This is a genomic window from Ilumatobacter coccineus YM16-304, assembly GCF_000348785.1.
GTDB classification, from domain to species: Bacteria; Actinomycetota; Acidimicrobiia; order Acidimicrobiales; family Ilumatobacteraceae; genus Ilumatobacter_A; species Ilumatobacter_A coccineus.
This window is the reverse complement of the sequence record NC_020520.1, coordinates 2,077,849-2,095,809: the sequence shown is the minus strand read 5'-3', so window position 1 is coordinate 2,095,809 and position 17,961 is coordinate 2,077,849. Positions and strand designations below refer to the sequence as shown.

Genomic DNA, 17,961 nt, shown 5'->3' with positions numbered 1-17,961 from the left:
CGGTCTAGCATCGCCGTCGTGAACTTCGACAGCAAGACGCTCAACCTCGCCGCTCCGATCCTCTGCACGATGGGCAGCCTCGTCGCGCTCCTCTCGGTGTTGCGACGCGGACCGCGCACGATGGGCACGCTGCTCTCGAGCGTGTTCGGTCTGGTCGGGTCGGCCGCGTGGGCCATGTCGGCCTACCAGGATTCGCTCGACGGCGACATCGAGCTCGATCTCGACGCCGCCTGATCGGGATCGGCCGCCTCGACCTCAGCTGCTCCCGAACACGAGTCGGGCCGCGGCCACGTCTTCGAGCGCGATGCCCGCCGACTTGAACACCGTGATCTGGTCGTCGTCGTCCCGCGCCGGGCAGTCGCCGACGATCAGCTCGCGTAGGTCGCCCCGGATCTCGTCGAGGTGCAGCACGCCAGCGGCCAACGGCTGGGCGAGGTCACCGGCGAGCACGCCGTCGTCGTACGAGTCGACCCACACCGCGCCTCGGCGGATCACATCGTCGTCGGTCTCGCGCATCTCCGGCGTGAACGAGCCGATGAGATCGACGTGCGTTCCCGGTCGGAGCAGCGACCCACGGACCAGTGGCGTCGTCGAGGCGGTCACGCACGAGATCACGTCGGCAGCCGCCACAGCCGCGTCGAGATCGGCACACACCGACGCCTCCACGCCACACCGCCGTGCTGTCTCGACCGCCGCTGCGGCCTTCACGTCGTTGCGCCCCCACACCTCGACCGACGCATAGTCGTGTACCGAGCAATGCGCCGCAGCCACCATCGGAGCGAGCGCTCCGGTACCGACGACGAGCAGTCGCTGCGCGTCGTGCCGAACCAGTCGCTTCGCGGCCACGGCACTCGCCGCCGCGGTACGGCGCGTCGTGAGCTCGTTGCCGTCGCACGCGCCGATCATCGTCCCGTCGACGCCGCTGAAGAGCACGACCCCGGCGTTCACGGTCGGTAGATCGCGAGCGCCGTTGTCGGGGAAGAAGGTCGCCACCTTCACCGCGATCACGTCACCGATGACCCATCCTGGCTTCAGGAGCAGCAGCGCCTCGGTGCCGTCGGTGGTCGCCACCGGGTGCACCGTGCGTTCCGGCGCTCGCGCACCCGGGTCGGCGACGGTGTGCTCGATCGCCTCGACCAGTGCGAGCCACGGCAGCGCGTCCGCGACCTGAGCGGGTTCGAAGAACTGCATCGGCCCAGTCTGCCGGACGCAGCGCCGCAGCCGGGGCCGGCCCGCGTCGCCTCGCCTCGGGTCCGTCGTTCAGATGTCGAAGAGGCTGGCCTGGCCCGGCTCGTCGAGCGGCGGGGCGTCGGCATCGGTGGGTGGCGGCACCTCGTCGATCGACGCCGGCTCGACCGCCGGGCTCATCGGTTCGGATGATGCGGTCGGTGCCGGGCGACTCGGATCGATTCCGGCAGCGACGGCATCGCGTACCCGCTGCTTCGCCCCGGCGAGGTCGTCGACCGACCGCTCGATCGCTCCGTTCGACTTGCAGAACACGAACCGACACTCGGCCACGTCGAGACCGGTGCTCGCTTCGAGTGCGACGGCGTAGGCCGCTCCCTGGAGTTCGTAGGCGGCGAGCTTCTCGTCGATCTCCCTCGGCGACGATGCGCTGTCGGACTTGTAGTCGACGATGACCAGCCCGTCGGGCGTCTCGACGAGCAGGTCGATGTAGCCCTCGACCATCACGTCGCCCAACGGTGCAGCGACGTACAGCTCTCGGTACGACCGATGTGCCCGCGCCAGCTCGACGGCATCGGAATCGAGCGCCGACGTCACCAGCGCCAGCACGACGTCGATGGCATCGGGAATGGCGTGCAGCTCACACTGACGGGTCGTGAGCGCGGCAAGTTCGGCACGCGTGTGGAAGTCGACGAACTCGAGCGTGGCGTGCACGGCGCTGCCGATCGCCGATCCGGCGCGGCCCTTCTTGCGTACGACCGCCGGCCCCTCGCCCGGGGACGGTTCGACGGTGTCGTCGTCGGTGTCGGCGACGGTGGCATCGACGCTGCGAGCGATCGCGGTGGCCGACAGGGTCCGCGGGCGGTCGAACGGCGCCACGAGCGCTGCCCGCTCGTCGATCCAACGCTGCCGCTCGGTCAATGCAGCGGTGGGGTCGGCGCCGGCCGCTGAGCCGGCTGCCGCATCGCTGGTCGTCGTGGCCCCCGTGGGAGATGTGGTTTCCGTGGAGGCAGTGCGGTCGCCTGGCTCATCGCGTTGTCGACCCGCTCCGTCGAGACCGGTGAGGTCGACGGTGCGGCACAGCTCGGGGTGTGTCGCACCGAACATGGCCATGCGGGTCGCGAACGACGCCTGCTCGTTGTTGCTCGCCTTGTGATGGCCCGACACGATCAGGTGATCGCGAGCGCGGGTGGCTGCCACATACAGCAAGCGCAGCTTCTCGTGATCGTCCATCTCCTCTTCGATGTCGGCGCGCGTCGAGTGTTCGGCCGTTGCGACGCCGGCGCGCAACTTCACCTCCGGCGGCCCCGAGGCTCCCCACAGCACGCTGACGCCGTTGCGGCGCCCCGCGGCAGCGGTGGTCATCCCCGACAGGATCGTGATCGGGAACTCGAGCCCCTTCGAACCGTGGATGGTGATGATCTGCACGGCGTCGTCATCGGTCTCGGGCAGCATCGGCTCGTGCACGCGTGAACCGTCGGACGACTGCAACGCCGCCCAGTCGAGGAACGAACGCAGCCCGCCACCGTTCGATTCTTCGAACGAGCGCGCCTGGTCGACGAGGAACCGAAGCCGTCGCCACACCTCTGCCGGCCGTCGTGTGCCGTAGCCGAGCAGGAACCCGTGGCGCTCTCGCAGGACGCGCTCGAGCATGTTGGCCGGGGTGATCCACCAGCGCTGTTCCCACAGCGTGCGCAGGTGCGCCAGGGCCGACACGACGGGATGGTCGTCGCCGAGTTGGTCGGGCGTGTCGTTGCGCAGGCTCCACCGGCGATGCGCCTGGTGGTACTCGTAGAGGTCGACGTCGGAACATCCGTAGAGCGGCGACCGCAACGCCGCGATGAGACTCAACGTGTCGTTGGGGTCGTCGATGGCCCGCAGCACGGCGAGCGCATCACGCACCTCCTGCGTGTCGTAGACGAGCGTGCCCGTTGCCAGGCGATACGGCAGCGAGCGTTCGTCGAGCGCTTCACGCAGGTAGGTGAGCGAGGTCCTCGTCGGGATGAGGATCGTCACATCGCTCAGGCGAGCCGGGCGCCACGTGCGATCGTGCTCGTCGAAGACCGGCCAGTCGCCGGGCGACGACTCGATGTGGGCGACGATGCCGGCGACGTCGGCAGCTTCGGTGGTGCGCAGTTCGCCCGCCTTGACCTTCGGATCGGGGTGCTCTCCGCCGAGCACGACGGGCCGGTGGTCGGCGTCCGAGTCGAACGAGCGACCGGCGTGCAGCGGCTCGTACTTCGGCTGCGCTCCCGGAACCTCCTCGGCCATGGCGTCGGAGAACAGACCGTTGACCCAGTCGATGATGGGCGGCACGGTGCGGAAGTTGGTGTCGAGTCGCACGGCTCCGTTACCGGCCTCGCCGTACGCATCTCGTGCTTCGAGGAACAGTTCGATGTCGGCTCGCCGGAACCGATAGATCGACTGCTTCGGGTCGCCGACGAAGAACAGTCGTCCGCCGTCGACGGCGTGTTCCTGCCACCGCGCCGGTTGCTCGTCGGCCGGGGTGGCGGCGATGAGCGACGCCAACTCGATCTGGATCGGGTCGGTGTCTTGGAACTCGTCGAGGAGCACGTGGCGGTAGCGCGCGTGCAGCGCTCGCCGGACCTCGGCGTTGTCACGCAACACCTGGCGGGCCAGCACGAGCAGATCGTGGAACTCGAGCCCGCCGTTGCTGCGGCGTTCTTGCGCGGCGTGGTGGACCTCGCGTGCCACCAACCGCATCAACCGATCGAGCACATCGTGGCTGACCTGATCGAGCACCGCGGCCAACGCATCGTTGACCTCGTCGATGAGGCCCTTCACCTCCTTGACGTCGGTCGACCACTTCCCCTTCGCTCCCCCCTTGCCGCGACCCCAGGCCGCTCGGCTCGCACCACGCCGGTAGGCGCCCGCCCGGTACAGCGCCTGGAGGCGCCGCAGCTTGCGATGCGGGTCGGCGACGGCGACCGCGGCCTGCATCTCGGGGAGCACGGCCTGGAGGTGTGCGTACAGCAGGTCGGTCGTGTCGGTGCAGTCGGCCGGCGCTGCGGCGAGCGTGGCGACCGCCCGGTCGAACGGCCCGAAGTCGATCGGACCCAGCGGCGCCGGGGTTTCGTCGATGAGTTCGCCGAGCCGGTCCCAGTTCTGCGCGAAGTTGGCGGCGACGTCCTTGAACGACGCCTGGCCGGCGAAACGCGGGGTCAGCGGCACGTCGATCAGCGCTGCCCGATACAGCAACTCGTCGTAGCTCGGCTCGGCGTCGAGCATGTCGACGAAACGGCCCCACCGTTCTTCGTGCGCCAGTTGCGAAGCGACCTCGTCGAGCACGCTCACCCGAGGCGGGAGCCCGGCCGCCACGGCGAATTCGCCGAGGATTCGGCTGGCGAACCCGTGCACCGTGGAGATGGCGGCGAGGTCGGCATCGGCGATCGCCTGCATCGCCCGGCTGCGAACGACCGGGTCATCGGTGTCGGCAGCTCGCTCGAACTGCACGCGGATGCGCGCCTGCAGTTCGCTGGCGGCGGCCTCGGTGAACGTGATGGCCGCGATCTCGGACAACGGCACCTCGCGTTCGAGCACGGTGCGCACGATGCGGTCGACGAGCTGTGTGGTCTTTCCGGTACCTGCACCGGCTTCGACGAAGAGGGTCTGGTCGAGGCCGGTCGAACTGATGAGGTCACGGGCGGGTTGGTCGCTCAGCACGTTGCTCATCGTTCGACCTCGTCGTCGTCGTCGTTCGGCTCGGGGGGCGTGAGGGCCACGCGCACCGCGAGTTCGGGCGCCGACGCCTTCGCAGCGGCGTGGTCACCGCGGTCGCGGACGCACACGCTGTCGAAATCGCAGTAGCCACAGTTGTCGTTGGTCAGCCGGAACGTGTCCCAGTCGCCCGGCGCCGCGGCGAACACGCCGGATGCGATGCCGGTGGTGATCGCCGTGAGCACCTCGTGGAATCGGGTGCGCTTCTCGTCGGTCCACTCGTAGCCGTGGTGCTGCTGCCCGGCTCGTTCGACCAACCAGTAGTGCGCCGATGCCGACGAGGCGCCGGTGGCCTGCATGGCGCCCTCGGCGTACATCCCCAGTTGCAGTGTGGTTCCCGCCAGGAACGGGTCGTCGGTCAGGTCGTCGTACTTCTTGCCCTTCCCCGACTTGTAGTCGTTGATGAGCACGCGACCGTCGGCGGTGGTGTCGACGCGGTCGATCATGCCGCGCAGCGTGATCGCGTCGCCGTTGGGCAACTCGATCGGCACCACCTCGCCCGACTTCACTCCGAGGTCGAGTTCGACGAACGCCGGGGTCGCTCCGTGGCTCGCTCGGTACGCGTTGTCGGCGTGGACGAACGCATCGAGCAGATCGTGCAGGTCGTCGCGCTGCACCCGCCAGTTCGCCCGTCGCCCGGTCCGGCCGATCGCCACGTACTCGTCGCACAGATCGTCGGCGATCTCGTGCAGGCGGACCACCGCCTCGGTTGGCCACGGTTCGGACGGAGCCGGCGGCCCCGACTCGATCGCTTCGCTGATGAACTGCTCGAGCGCCTTGTGGATGAGCGACCCACGGTCGAGCGCCGACAACTCCTCGTTGCGTTCCGGGTCGTCACGATCGCTGACCTCGAGGACGTAGCCGAGGAAGTATCGGAACCCGCAGCTCGCCCAGGTCTCGAGGCGGGAAGGCGACATCGCTCGGTCGCCGACGCCCGGGAGTGGGAAGTTGTCGGCTCCGACGCGCGCACCGAGGTTGCCGTCGAACTCGGTGAACGCCGACCCCGCCCGTTGCACTTGTGCGGCGAATCCTTTGCCCACCAGCTGAGCGAGCCCGTGCTCGACGGGATCGGCTCCGTCGGTGACGTCGGTGCCGAGCGTCGCCAGGTCGCGTTCGGCCACACAGCTGACACCGCCATCGCGGAGCGCCGAGGCGAATGAACTGACGTGACGCACCACGTTCTGGTCGAGTGTGTCGAAGTCGGTCGCGACGACGCGATGCCCCACCATCGCCGATGCCGAATCGAGCAACCAGCGCGAGGGCAGCGCTCGTCGATTGGATCGGAGGTCACCCCGCGCGAACGTGAGGACGCGACGCTCGGGCGGCGCTGCGGCGAGCGCGGCCAGGAACGCTCGATGCTGATGGTGCAGCCGAGCCGCCCGCGGTTCGAGCTGGTCGAGCGCACGCAGGCGCAACGCGTCGGGCAGGATCGCATCGTCACGGCGTGGAACCGGCAGGACGCCCTCGGCGCAACCGACCACGAACACGGCGTCGAGATCGTGCCCGACCGCCGTGGCGATGGGCCCGTACACGACTCCGTGGCCGAAACGACCGTGTCGGGCGCGAGCCACGTCGAGTTCGGCGCCGAGGGCTCGCTGGAAGACCGCGGTCGACGGCGTGGGTTCGATCTGATCGAGCGCGGCGAGACGAGAGAGGGCGTCCTCGACCCGGGCGAACGCCTCCTGCTCCTGGTCGGGCCACGTGCCATGCGTGCGTTCCGAGCCCAGGAGCGAGTGCAGCAGGTCGCGTGCGGCCGCGCACTTCTCGGTCCAGCTCGTGGCGATGTCGACCGCTCGGACCGAGCGATGCAGCTCGTCGACGAACTCCACCAACCGCTTCCCGTCGGCCACGCGGTCGCGAAGCCGTCGGAGGCGATACTCGGTGCTGTCGCTCGCAGGCTCGTCGGCGAGATCGGCAATCCACTGCTCGGTGCGGGCCTGATCGTGTTCGATCTTGCGGCGCCAGTCGGCGTGGTCGATCACGACGCCCGCCTCGCGTGAGAGCTGGTCCCAGATCGTCGGCCGGATGGGCTCGTCGGCGAAACGAAGCGGCCCGCCACTCACGACCTCCATCACCCGGTCGCGACGCCAACGTACGGCGGGCAGCCCCAGCGCGCCGAGCAGCGTTCGCCCGGCCACCGAATCGGAGAGGCGACGCGGGTCGGGCCCGTTGATCGGGATGCCTGCCGCCCCGAACTGCTGCTCGATGATGCGCACATACGGGTCGGGGGTGGGGAAGAACACCCCGATGCGATCGAGTGCGACGCCGTCGGCGACGAGCTCGGCGACCGCGCTGCACACCTCACGGATCTCTTCGGGGCCGTCGGTGACCGACACGATCGACGAGGCGACCGGCGCCGACACCTCCCCGCTGGTGCGTGGCACGCCTGCGGCTTCACACGCCCGCCACACGGGCTCGTCGGCAGCCTCGACACCCGTGAGACCGACGATGACCGACGACGACGATGCGGCTCGCAGCGCCTCGCCGAGGAAGCGGCCGATCGCCGGCGTGACCGGAGCGGGCAGATACCACACCAGGTGCCCCATCGGTGCGAGTCGTTCGGCCAGGTCGAGACGTTCGGCTGCCTCGGTGGCGAGGTCGTGTTCGGTGTGGAACGCCGCGAGCTTCTCGGCGATCCGCCGATGGAAGGTGACCGCCAGACGAGCGGCCGTGGAGCCCTCCTCCTCGATCGATTCGAGACCCGCCTCGTCGACGTTGGACAGCTCGGCGAAGAGCGCGGCCAGCGCCGCTTCGGTCGCTTCGTGTTCGGCGACCGCCCGGTACACGTCGGGGTCGTCGGCCAACACCTGTCGGACCGCGGCACCCAGCACCGGGTTGGTGATCGGTTGCCGATCGAGCAGCAGGTCGGCGGCGACGAGTTCGGCGAGACGGAACGGGGTGACGAACGAGACGTTGGCGATGCCCTGGCGGCTCCCGGCCCGCAGTTCCCCCGAACCGACCAAGCGCCGCGCCGAGAGTCCGACGAAGTTGCTCGGCACGATCACCGTGACCGGAGCGAGCGGACCCGACGCCTTGGCCTGAGCGATCGCCTCCGAGAGCGCCTCGGAGGCACGGCGCCCGTACTCGGTTGCTTCGATGGAGTCGATCACTACGTCGAACGTACTCAGCGGGTGTCACAGAGTTGCAAGAAGACAGGCCCCACCTCCCCCGGTGCCCCGGTTTGTGTGACCGAAACCGACGGAGGCTCGCGCAATCGGTCACACAAACCTCCGTGCGGACGGCCATCCCCGGTTTGTGTAACCGAAACCGACGGAGGCTCGCGCAATCGGTCACACGAACCTCCGTGCGATCGGAGTCAGGTCGAGTTGGTGGCGGAGACCAGGTCGTCGTCGCTCGCGAACTCGTCGTCGGCCGATTCGTCGGCGTCACGGTGCGCGCGGATGCGGGCAGCGCGATGATCGGGTTTGGGGGTCACCGCTTGTCGGCCGAGGGCGAAGACTCCCTTGAAGCCGATCTCGAGCAGGCGACGCAGCAACACCAGCGCCACCAGTACCGCCCCGGTCACCGCTGCGGGCACACCGATCACCGCCAGCAGCAGACGACGATCCTCGAAGAGCGGCGACAACAGACCGGAATCGACCGGGGTGCCGTCGAGGTTGAGCGTCTGCACCGGATCGTCGAGCGTCGGACACTCCACCTCGGTGTCTTCGAGCCCGACCACGGCGTCACCGCCGAACAGTGGCGTCTCCGGCGAGACCTTCGACGCGAGCACACCGATCGACGGGTCGACAGAGGCGCCGACGAGGTACTCGCTACCGATGTCGAGGTACTTCGAATCGGGGCCGTAGCGAACGTCGATCAGACCGTCGACCGAGAACGGACCGGCGGCTCCGGAGCGCACCTGGTCGATCTGGAAACGGACCGTGCCCTTCTCGATGAATGCGTCCTTGTCGAGCACGGTGCCGACGAACGCGACGTCGGCAGGCTCGGGCACCGCGCAGCCGACCGGCACGGGAATGAGCGAGGTGGGGGCGTCGTCGACGGGAACCGGCTCAGGGGCGGGCGTGGCGTGGGCCGGCGCTGCCGAGCACAGCACGATGCCGACGGCGACAGATGCAGTTCGCAAGAGCCTCCGGAGCATCTTGACGAGAGTATCGGCCGCGAGCCGCTGGCCCGCGGCACGCGAGCCGGTACTCGCCGCGACGCCGGAGCACCTACTGGCCGCGGAAGTTCGGGCTGCGCTTCTCGAGGAAGGCGCGCACGGCCTCGGCGGTGTCTTTGGTGCCGAAGTTGACCGTTTGCGACAGACCTTCGTCGTCGAGCGCTTCTTCGAGCGTGACGTTCATCGAGTTGCCGAGCAGGCGCTTGGTCATCGCCAACGCGATCGGCGGGCCGGCGGCGAGACGCGTGGCCCAGTCGTCGACGAACGCGTCGAGTTCGCTGCTCGGGACGATGCGGTTGACCAGGCCGATCGCCTCGGCTTCCTTTGCGTCGATGATGTCGGCGAGCAGCGCCAACTCCTTGGCCTTGTGCATCCCGACGCGTCGCGGCAGGAAGAACGAACCGCCGAAGTCGATGCTGAGTCCACGGCGGGCGAAGATCTCGGAGTAGCGCGAGGTCTCGTCGCCGACGACCATGTCGCATGCCAGCGCCATGTTGAGCCCGGCGCCCACGGCCACCCCGCGGACCTTGGCGATCGTCGGCTGCGGAATGCGATGCAGCGCCAACGCGATGTCGGTGATGTTGCGCATGGCCGCGAGTTGGTGCCGCGGCGGTTCGGCGCTGTCGGCTGCGTCGTCTGACTTCTTGTCCATACCGCCGACGTCGGCGCCCGAGCAGAAGTCGCCGTCGGCCCCCGTCAGTACCAGGACTCGGTCGGACGTGCTCGATGCGACCTCGCGGAATGCCGTGAGCAGTTCGCTCCACATGACCGCGTCGGCCGCGTTCTTGCGGTGTGGCCGGTTCAACGTGATGGTCACGATGCCCTCGGATCGGTCGACGATGATGGTCTCGTAGGTGTCAGACGCCATTCCAGCGACGATACTGACCTCGATGGGCTTCAATCCGTACCGGAAGTTCAAGGCCAAGCCGGCCGACTACGCGTTCGTCGCTGCCGGCATCGTGGCGGCCGTGAGCCTCACCGTCTGGGCGTTCTTCGGCTGACCGTCGCCCGAAGACGAGCGCGGCGCGAGCAACGAAGCGTCGACGCGGCGTCAGAACGCTCCTTCGTAGAGCTTGATCTCGACGCCGGTGATCGCCACGACATCGAAGCGCGTGGTGCGCCGGCCGAGACCGTGCGCGTGGAGCCAGTCGAGCCCCAGGAGCCGAATGCGCCGCTGCTTGTCAGGGCCGACCGCTTCGGCCGGACTCCCGTACCGGGCCGTTCGTCGGGCCTTGACCTCGCTGAAGACGATCGTGCCGTCGAGTTCGAGCACCAGGTCGAGTTCACCTCGTGGTGATCGCCAGTTGCGGTCGAGCACGGTGTACCCGCGACGCTCGTAGAACCGTGCAGCGAGGTCTTCTCCCCAGCGGCCGCGGGCGATCTTCGACTGGTCGGTGTGGGCGCGCATGAGCCCCTCCTCGGTGTGTTGCCGTGTGGAGGGGCCGCGTCAGGCCCGAAACAGGCGCCAGCGGCGCCGAACGCTCAGAAGTCGCGCTTCTCGCGGATCTTCGCGGCCTTGCCCTTGCGGTCACGCAGGTAGTACAGCTTCGCACGACGGACGTCGCCACGCTTCACCACTTCGATCTTCTGGACCGTCGGGGTGTGCAGCGGGAACGTGCGCTCGACTCCGACGCCGTAGCTAAGCTTGCGGACCGTGTAGGTCTCCTGCAGGCCGCCACCCTGGCGAGCGATGACGTCGCCCTGGAACACCTGGACGCGCTCCTTGCCGCCTTCGACGACGCGCACGTGCACCTTGAGCTCGTCACCCGCCTGGAAGTCGGGGATGTCGTCGCGGAGCGAATCGTTGTCGATGAGGTCGGTGGCTTGCATGGCGTCTACCTACTAGTGAGAGCTGTCGGAGTGAGAGCAGTGAAGGCCTGAGCGTCTGTGCTCGACGGCCTGCCCGTGTGGGCCGGTCAATGATACGGGTCCGCGGGGAACTCTTCCAACAAGCGTGTGTCATCAGCCGTGAGACCGCCGCGCGCCTCGATGAGGTCGGGACGGTCGCGCAGCGTGCGATGAAGGCGTTGGGCTTGCCGATATCGCTCGATGCGAGCGTGATCGCCGCTCAGCAGAATCGGCGGCACCTCGTGATCGCGGTACGTCGCAGGGCGTGTGTACTGGGGTTCTTCGAGCAGACCGGACGCGCCGAAGCTCTCGGTGACCGGGCTCTCGGCGTTGCCCATCGCTCCGTCGCGAAGCCGCGTCACCGCTTCGATGATCAGACACGCCGCGACCTCTCCCCCGCTCAGCACGACGTCGCCGATGCTGATCTCGTCGTCGATCAACTCGCGACGAACGCGGTGATCGACCCCTTCGTAGCGACCGCACAGCAGGCTGAAGCCGTCGAGGTCGGCGAGTTCGCGCGCCATCGCCTGGTCGAAGCGGCGCCCTCCCGGGCTCATCAGGAAGATCGGGCGAGGTGGGTCGGCTGCTTCCACCGACGCGAAGATCGGCTCGGGACGCATCACCATGCCGGCGCCGCCGCCGAAGGGGGCATCGTCGACCGTTCGGTGCTTGTCGGTCGCGTGGTCACGCAGGTCGTGGCAGCGCAGGTCGAGCAGCCCGTTGGTGCGGGCCTTGCCGAGCAGGCTCTCGGAGCAGAAGTCGTCGACGAGCGCCGGAAAGATCGAGAAGACCTCGATCCGCAGCGCGTCGGACGGGTCAGGCATCGTCGTCGAGTTGCACCGAGAACAAGCCGTCGGGCACGTCGACCGTGATGACGCCGTCGGTGAACGAGGTGACGAACGTCGAGGGCACCAGAGCGCCGCTGTCGAGTTCGATCAGGTCGGAGGCGGGGTTGGCGACCACGGCAGTGCACACGCCGTGAGCGGTACCGTGCTGGTCGACCAGGGAGGCGCCGATCATCTCGTGGACCCACAGCGCATCGGGGTCGTCGATCGGAGCACCGAAGAGTTCGACGTTGGTCAGCCGCTCGGCCGCGTTGCGGTCGTCGACGCCCTCGAGCTTGGCGATGATGCGTCCGTTGCCAGCGCGCCGACTCGATGCGATGACGAACATCCGGCCGTTGCCGAACAGCTCGGTGCCGGGGTCGGCTCGATCGGTTCGATCGGTCGTGAGCTGCAAGAAGATGTCGCCGCGCAGTCCGTGCGGGCGGCGGAGATGGCCGACGGTGAGCCAGCCTTCGGGGGGAGATGCGACGCGTTCAGCCATCGACGGCCTCCTTCACGATCTGCGGTGCTCGCTGCACGGATGGCGCCTCGGCGCCGGGCCGTTCAGTCGAGGAATTCGATGTCGATCTCGACATCGTCTTTGCTGGCAGCTGCACGAGTGACGGTGCGGATGCTGGCAGCGGTGCGGCCACGACGGCCGATGACACGGCCGAGGTCGCCATCGCCCACGCGCACGTTGAGCGCTGGGCGGTTGCCCGACTCGTCGACCTCGACGGTGACGGCGTCGGGATCGTCGACGATCGACTTGACGATGTGAGTCAGAACCGCAACAGCGGTACCGGCGAACTCGTCGCTCACTTGCCGGCTGCCTTGGCGGCCTCGTACTGCTCTTGAGCGCCCGAGATCTTGATGATCTTGGCCACGCGCTCCGACGGCTGTGCGCCTTCGGACAGCCACTTCACGATCTTGTCGTTGTCGACGTTGATGAGCGAAGGCTCTTCGCGGGGGTTGTACTGACCGAGAATCTCGATGAAACGGCCGTCGCGAGGCGAGCGAGCATCAGCCGCGACAATGCGGTACTGAGGCTGCTTGGTCTTGCCAACACGTGTGAGTCGCAGCTTTACTGCCATCTTTGATCGTCACTCCTGTATTCGATTTGAGAACGTCGCAAGACTAGCGCCGTCGTGGCCCGACCCCACCGAAATCGCCGTCACATACCGCCGACAGCGGAGGTGAGGTGGCGAACCGTGATGAGCGGGTCGGGGTGGATGTGCTCAGCGGGGCAGCCCGGGCAGACCAGGCATGCCGGGCGAGCCGGGCAGACCGGGAAGTTCCATACCGGACGGATCGAAGTCGACGCCGGGTCCGAGGCCCTTCGGCCGCTTGTTGCCGCCTCTCCCCTTCTTGCCCTTCTTGCCCTTCTTCCCCATGCCGCCACCCATGACGCCCATCTTCTTCATCATCTTCTGCATCTCGTCGAACTGCTTGACGAGGCGGTTGACGTCGCCGACCTGGGTGCCGGAGCCGGCAGCGATGCGCGCGCGGCGGCTGCCGTTGATGACCTTGGGGAACGTGCGCTCCTCCATGGTCATCGAGCGGATGATGGCTTCGATCGGCTTGAGCGAGTCGTCGTCGATGTCGGCGTTCTTCAGTTCCTTCGGAATGCCGGGCATCATCGACATGAGGTTGCCGAGCGACCCCATCTTCTTGATCTGCTGCATCTGGTCGAGGAAGTCGTCGAGGGTGAACTGCCCCTCCATCATCTTCGCCGCGGCCTGCTCGGCTTGATCTTGCTCGAAGGCGGCTTCGGCCTGCTCGATCAGCGTGAGCATGTCGCCCATGCCGAGGATGCGGCCGGCCATGCGGTCGGGGTGGAACTGCTCGAACTCGTTGAGCTTCTCACCCGTGGAGGCGAACGCGATCGGGCGTCCGATGACCTCCTTGACCGACAGGGCAGCACCGCCGCGGGCGTCGCCGTCCATCTTCGACATGATCACGCCGTCGATCTTGAGGGTCTCGTGGAACGCTTCGGCGGTCTGCACGGCGTCTTGGCCGGTCATAGCGTCGATGACGAGGAACGTGTAGTCGGGATCGACCGCTCCGGAGATGAGTCGAACCTGTTCCATCATCTCGGCGTCGATCGACAGGCGGCCGGCGGTGTCGACGATGAGCACGTCGCGACCGAGACGTTTCGCCTCCTCGAGCCCCTGGTGGGCCGTGAGTACCGGGTCTTCGGGGTCGGAGTAGACCGGGACGTCGATCTGAGCGCCGAGCGTGCGGAGCTGTTCGACGGCAGCGGGACGCTGCAGGTCGGCGCCGACGAGCAGCGGCTGACGGCCCTGCGCCTTGAACCACGAGGCGAGCTTGGCGGAGTTGGTGGTCTTACCCGAACCCTGCAGACCGGCCATGAGCACCACGGTCGGCGGCTTGGAGGCGTAGGTGATCGAGAGCGTTTCGCCGCCGAGCGCCCGGGTGAGCTCGTCGTTGACGGCCTTGACGACCTGCTGGCCCGGGTCGAGCGCCTGTGAACGTGTGGCGCCGATGGCGTGCTCGCGGATGCGGTTGCACACCGAGCGGACGACGGTGACGTTGACGTCGGCTTCGAGGAGGGCGGTACGGATCTCCTTCATCACCTCATCGACGTCAGCTTCGGTGAGGCGGCCCTTGCCGCGGATCTTCTTGACGATGCCTTCGAGACGGCCGGAAAGATTGTCGAACATGCGGTTCCGAGGTTACCGGCTCGACGTTGCCGACCCCGGGAACCTCCGCATCGGCGGTGTCAGCCGAGGCTGACCCACTCGATGATGCCGCCGCTCACGCCGAAGTTGACCCGGTACGGGACCAGGTCGGCGGTCATGGCGCCGTCAGGCTCGACCACTCGCACGATGTATCCGATCGACTCGAGTGCCCCTCGGGCGCTGTCGACGGGTTGGCCGATCCACAACGACTCGAAGGAGCGCAGCAGTTCCGCGCGTCCATCGGCATCGAGCCACTCATCGAGCGAGCCCTCCGCCGGGGTGATGGTCGGGTTGCTGGTCGTGGTCGGGCTGATGGTCGTGGTCGGAGGTGCGTCGGGCGGTTCCGACGTCGTGGTCGTTGTGCTGGTCGTCGTCGACGAGACGCTCGTGCCGGTCGTCGTCGAGTCGGCTGCTCCCGGGACCCACGGATCGGCGTAGACACCGGTGACGATCTCGTTGCGGTGCAGGACGTTGGCGCGATCCCAACGGAGGTCGGCATCGACGTTCTGGTCGAGGTCTTCGTCGAGGATGCGGACGGTCCAACCCGATCCTTCGAGGGTGTTGACGACCGACGCCAGGTCACGGCCGACGAGCACGTCGGCGAAGACCGAGTTGTAGTAGTCGGTCGATCCGGTGCCGTCGTACGGCGGCACGGGAATGGTGAGCGGCGTTCCGTCGTCGGCCAACAGCGTCGGCATCGGCTCGGGGGTGGGCACGTAGCCCTCGACCATCGTGGCGGGTGACGGCAGGGTGGTCGACGGTTCGATGAGCACCATCGCCGATGCATCGACCGCCACGACGCCGTACTCGCTGCCATCGTCGGCGACGAAGACGAACGTCGGCACCAACCACGGCCCGCTCGGCGACTCCCAGAACGTCTGCAGGCCGAGTTCGACACGGTCGATGCGGAGCCAGGGCGACTCGGTCCCGTCGACGGGTGGCTCCGCCCGGCTGCCCATCGGCGGTGTTCCCGGCAGGGTCGTCGGGGGCGACGTGACCCGAGGCGGCCCGAGCGACGTGGTGGTGGCGGCGGGGGCCGTCGTGGTGGCCACGAGGTCGCCGTCGACGGGTGGTGGTGGGAGTGCCGAACCCGGGACCGTGGTGGTGGTCGTGGTCGTGCTGGCCTCCGCCGGCGCCACGGGCGTCGACACCGGTTCGCTCGTGTCGGCGAGCATCGTGGTGGGCGGTGCGATCCCGCCGAATCCTGCGTAGCCAGCGTGGAGTCGATCGATCGCCGTGTCGATGTCGACCAGTGCGACGCCGACCGCTTCCTGCGGCGCGGTGAACGCTCCGTACGCAGCGGCCACCTCCCCGGATGACCCGACCGAGAACCCCCAGGTCACACCCGATCGCCAGCCGTTCGGGGCGAAGACGACGCTGAACTCGATCGACGTCGCTTGATCGAACCGCTCGACGACGTAGGCGTTCGGCTCGATGCCGAGCACGGTCATCGCGTCGGCGATCTGCTGCTCCGCTCGCTCGGTGGACGCCGGCGGCTCCGAGATCGCCACTTCTCCGTCGCAGAACCCGTCGGGAAGCGTGGGGCACGGCAGCATGCCGCCCCGCAGGTCGGACCCGCCCTCGAACCAGAACGACCCTCCGTCGCCACCGCGCGGCGCGTTGACCACCAGCAGACGACCATCGCCGTCCCCGACCTGCCAGTCGGCGTCGAGCCGTTCGACAGCGCCCGACACGCCGAAGATCGCGGCCAGCTCAGCGGCGCGCGCATCGATGACGGCATCGTCGACCGCCGCTCCTGCATTCAGATCGAAGATCGTGGCGGTGGACGCTGGAGCGACCAGATCCGTCGTCGCGAAACCGCCCGACCGCTCGACGGCGATCCCCTGTTGTTCGGCGGCGACGACCTGCCCGAACGGCGTGTCGGCAGCGACGTCGAGGAGAAACGAGCTGGTGAGTGGTGCCGGGAGCGCTTCGCCGCCCGGGTCCGGGGCACTGCTGCCGCACGCCGCGAGCATCGCTGCTGCGCCGACGAGCACGCCGATCCGAGCCGAACGAGAGCAGCGACGCGTCGAATCCATACCCATGAGACGTTTCAGCGTGGCCTTCGGTTCCCACCGCGCGCCGGACCATCGGTTCGAGGGGCCGGTGCGAACGCTGGCCCCATCTCGACGTTCAGCGCTCGAAGAGTGCGGTGACGAATTCGTCGGGGTCGAACGGGATCAGGTCGCCGATGGTCTCACCGATGCCGACCAGCTTGACGGGGATGCCCAGGTCGGTCTCGATCGCGAACACGATGCCGCCCTTGGCCGAACCGTCGAGCTTCGTGAGCACGACGCCGGTCACGTCGGTGGCGTCGTTGAACTCCTTGGCCTGGATGAGACCGTTCTGGCCGGTGGTGGCGTCGATCACCAGCAACGTCTCGGTGACCTGTCCTGCGCCCTTCTCGGCGACGCGGCGGACCTTCTTCAACTCGTCCATGAGGTTCGACTTCGTGTGCAGACGACCGGCGGTGTCGGCCATGACGATGTCGATGTTCTTCGATGCGGCACGCTCGACACCGTCGAAGATGACCGAACTCGGATCGCCGCCCTCGGCGCCGCGGACGAAGTCGGCGCCCGACCGCTCGGCCCAGGTGTTCAGCTGCTCTGCCGCTGCGGCACGGAACGTGTCGCCGGCGGCGAGCAGCACGGTGCGACCGCCACCGACCTGCTGGTTGGCGAGCTTGCCGATAGTGGTGGTCTTGCCCACGCCGTTGACGCCGACGAACATCCAGACGTTCGGCGCTCCTTCGTCGAGGGTCTCGAACGTGAGGTCCCGCTCACTCCCCCGCAGACGGCTGGCCATCTCCTCTTGCAGTGCGTCGAGCAGATCGCTGGGCTCGGTGATCTCCTTGGCCGACACCTTGGCGCGCAGCACGTCGAGGAGTTGGTCGGTGATCGAGACGCCGACGTCGGCGCGCAACAGTGCCTCTTCGAGGTCCTCGAAGCTCTCGTCGGTGATCGCGGAGCGTCCGAGAACTCCCGAGATCGCTCCGGCGAACGTCGACCGCGCCTTCGCGAGCCGGTCGCGCAGCGACGCTGGAGCGGGTTCCGGCTCCGGTTCGGGCTCCGGGGCCAGCTCGACGGGTTCGGGCTCGGCGGTGGTGCGCTCTTCGAGGATCGTGCCCGACTTGGCCGTCTTGGGAGGCGGTGCGGTCGGCGCCTTCGGCGTGACCGCAGGCGGTTGTCCGGCCTCGCGACGACGATTGAGGACCACCACGCCGACGCCGAAGACGACGACGAGAACGATCGCTACGAGCAGGAGAATCTCGACTACACCCATCACCGTCGGACGCTATCGCCACCTGGCAACGCTCCCCGGACCCATCCCCAACTCGAGGCGATTGCCGCCCAGTCCAGACATCACCCCCAAGCGACCACATCGAGCCTGGCCAGAAATCACCCTCACGCGTACACATCGAGCCTGGGCAGAAATCACCCTCACGCGTACACATCAAGCCTGGGCAAAAATCACCCTCACGCGTACACATCAAGCCTGGGCAAAAATCACCCTCACGGTCCGGGCGATCGCCGTGAGAGGGCTG

At 68.0% G+C, this 17,961-nt stretch carries 15 protein-coding genes; 1 reads left to right on the top strand and 14 read right to left on the bottom strand.

The features are described from left to right. Positions 1-18 precede the first annotated feature (18 nt). On the top strand, positions 19-234 hold the full coding sequence (locus YM304_RS09425; protein WP_154723383.1) for a hypothetical protein: 216 nt from the start codon (positions 19-21) through the stop codon (positions 232-234). 21 nt (positions 235-255) lie between these two features. On the opposite strand, the gene lhpI is transcribed toward YM304_RS09425, so the two are convergent. The 14 genes from lhpI to ftsY form a co-directional block, all read right to left on the bottom strand. Further along, the gene (gene lhpI / locus YM304_RS09420) at positions 256-1,191 is read right to left on the bottom strand and encodes a bifunctional Delta(1)-pyrroline-2-carboxylate/Delta(1)-piperideine-2-carboxylate reductase (protein WP_015441444.1); all 936 of its coding nucleotides are present in this window, start codon (positions 1,189-1,191) and stop codon (positions 256-258) included. A 69-nt stretch (positions 1,192-1,260) separates the two neighbouring features. Next, the gene (locus YM304_RS09415) at positions 1,261-4,878 is read right to left on the bottom strand and encodes a UvrD-helicase domain-containing protein (RefSeq protein WP_015441443.1); all 3,618 of its coding nucleotides are present in this window, start codon (positions 4,876-4,878) and stop codon (positions 1,261-1,263) included. Continuing rightward, a complete protein-coding gene (locus YM304_RS09410; RefSeq protein WP_015441442.1) occupies positions 4,875-8,033 on the bottom strand; it encodes a PD-(D/E)XK nuclease family protein in 3,159 nt (1,052 codons plus the stop codon). Before YM304_RS09410 ends, YM304_RS09415 begins: the two co-directional genes overlap by 4 nt. A gap of 206 nt (positions 8,034-8,239) precedes the next feature. Beyond that, complete coding sequence (locus YM304_RS09405) at positions 8,240-9,025, bottom strand: hypothetical protein (protein WP_041298158.1); 786 nt, start codon at positions 9,023-9,025, stop codon at positions 8,240-8,242. 73 nt (positions 9,026-9,098) lie between these two features. Next, positions 9,099-9,914, bottom strand: coding sequence for an enoyl-CoA hydratase/isomerase family protein (locus tag YM304_RS09400; RefSeq protein WP_015441440.1), 816 nt, complete (start codon positions 9,912-9,914; stop codon positions 9,099-9,101). A gap of 183 nt (positions 9,915-10,097) precedes the next feature. Further along, a complete protein-coding gene (locus YM304_RS09395; protein ID WP_015441439.1) occupies positions 10,098-10,454 on the bottom strand; it encodes a YraN family protein in 357 nt (118 codons plus the stop codon). 74 nt (positions 10,455-10,528) lie between these two features. Then, positions 10,529-10,876 (bottom strand): 50S ribosomal protein L19, encoded by a 348-nt coding sequence (gene rplS, locus YM304_RS09390; RefSeq protein WP_015441438.1) that lies wholly within the window; start codon positions 10,874-10,876, stop codon positions 10,529-10,531. A gap of 86 nt (positions 10,877-10,962) precedes the next feature. Further along, positions 10,963-11,697, bottom strand: a complete 735-nt coding sequence (gene trmD / locus YM304_RS09385; RefSeq protein ID WP_041299429.1) for a tRNA (guanosine(37)-N1)-methyltransferase TrmD — start codon at positions 11,695-11,697, stop codon at positions 10,963-10,965. A gap of 13 nt (positions 11,698-11,710) precedes the next feature. Continuing rightward, entirely contained in the window at positions 11,711-12,220 is a 510-nt protein-coding gene (locus tag YM304_RS22335) for a ribosome maturation factor RimM (RefSeq protein WP_015441436.1), read from the bottom strand. 62 nt (positions 12,221-12,282) lie between these two features. Next, positions 12,283-12,537 carry a KH domain-containing protein gene (locus YM304_RS09375; protein WP_015441435.1) on the bottom strand — a complete coding sequence of 85 codons (255 nt, stop codon included), beginning with the start codon at positions 12,535-12,537 and terminating at the stop codon, positions 12,283-12,285. Then, on the bottom strand, positions 12,534-12,809 hold the full coding sequence (gene rpsP / locus YM304_RS09370) for a 30S ribosomal protein S16 (protein WP_015441434.1): 276 nt from the start codon (positions 12,807-12,809) through the stop codon (positions 12,534-12,536). Before rpsP ends, YM304_RS09375 begins: the two co-directional genes overlap by 4 nt. A gap of 144 nt (positions 12,810-12,953) precedes the next feature. Next, entirely contained in the window at positions 12,954-14,399 is a 1,446-nt protein-coding gene (gene ffh, locus YM304_RS09365) for a signal recognition particle protein (RefSeq protein ID WP_015441433.1), read from the bottom strand. A gap of 59 nt (positions 14,400-14,458) precedes the next feature. Beyond that, complete coding sequence (locus tag YM304_RS09360; RefSeq protein WP_015441432.1) at positions 14,459-16,456, bottom strand: hypothetical protein; 1,998 nt, start codon at positions 16,454-16,456, stop codon at positions 14,459-14,461. A 94-nt stretch (positions 16,457-16,550) separates the two neighbouring features. Next, positions 16,551-17,699 (bottom strand): signal recognition particle-docking protein FtsY, encoded by a 1,149-nt coding sequence (ftsY, locus tag YM304_RS09355; protein WP_015441431.1) that lies wholly within the window; start codon positions 17,697-17,699, stop codon positions 16,551-16,553. Positions 17,700-17,961: the final 262 nt, after the last annotated feature.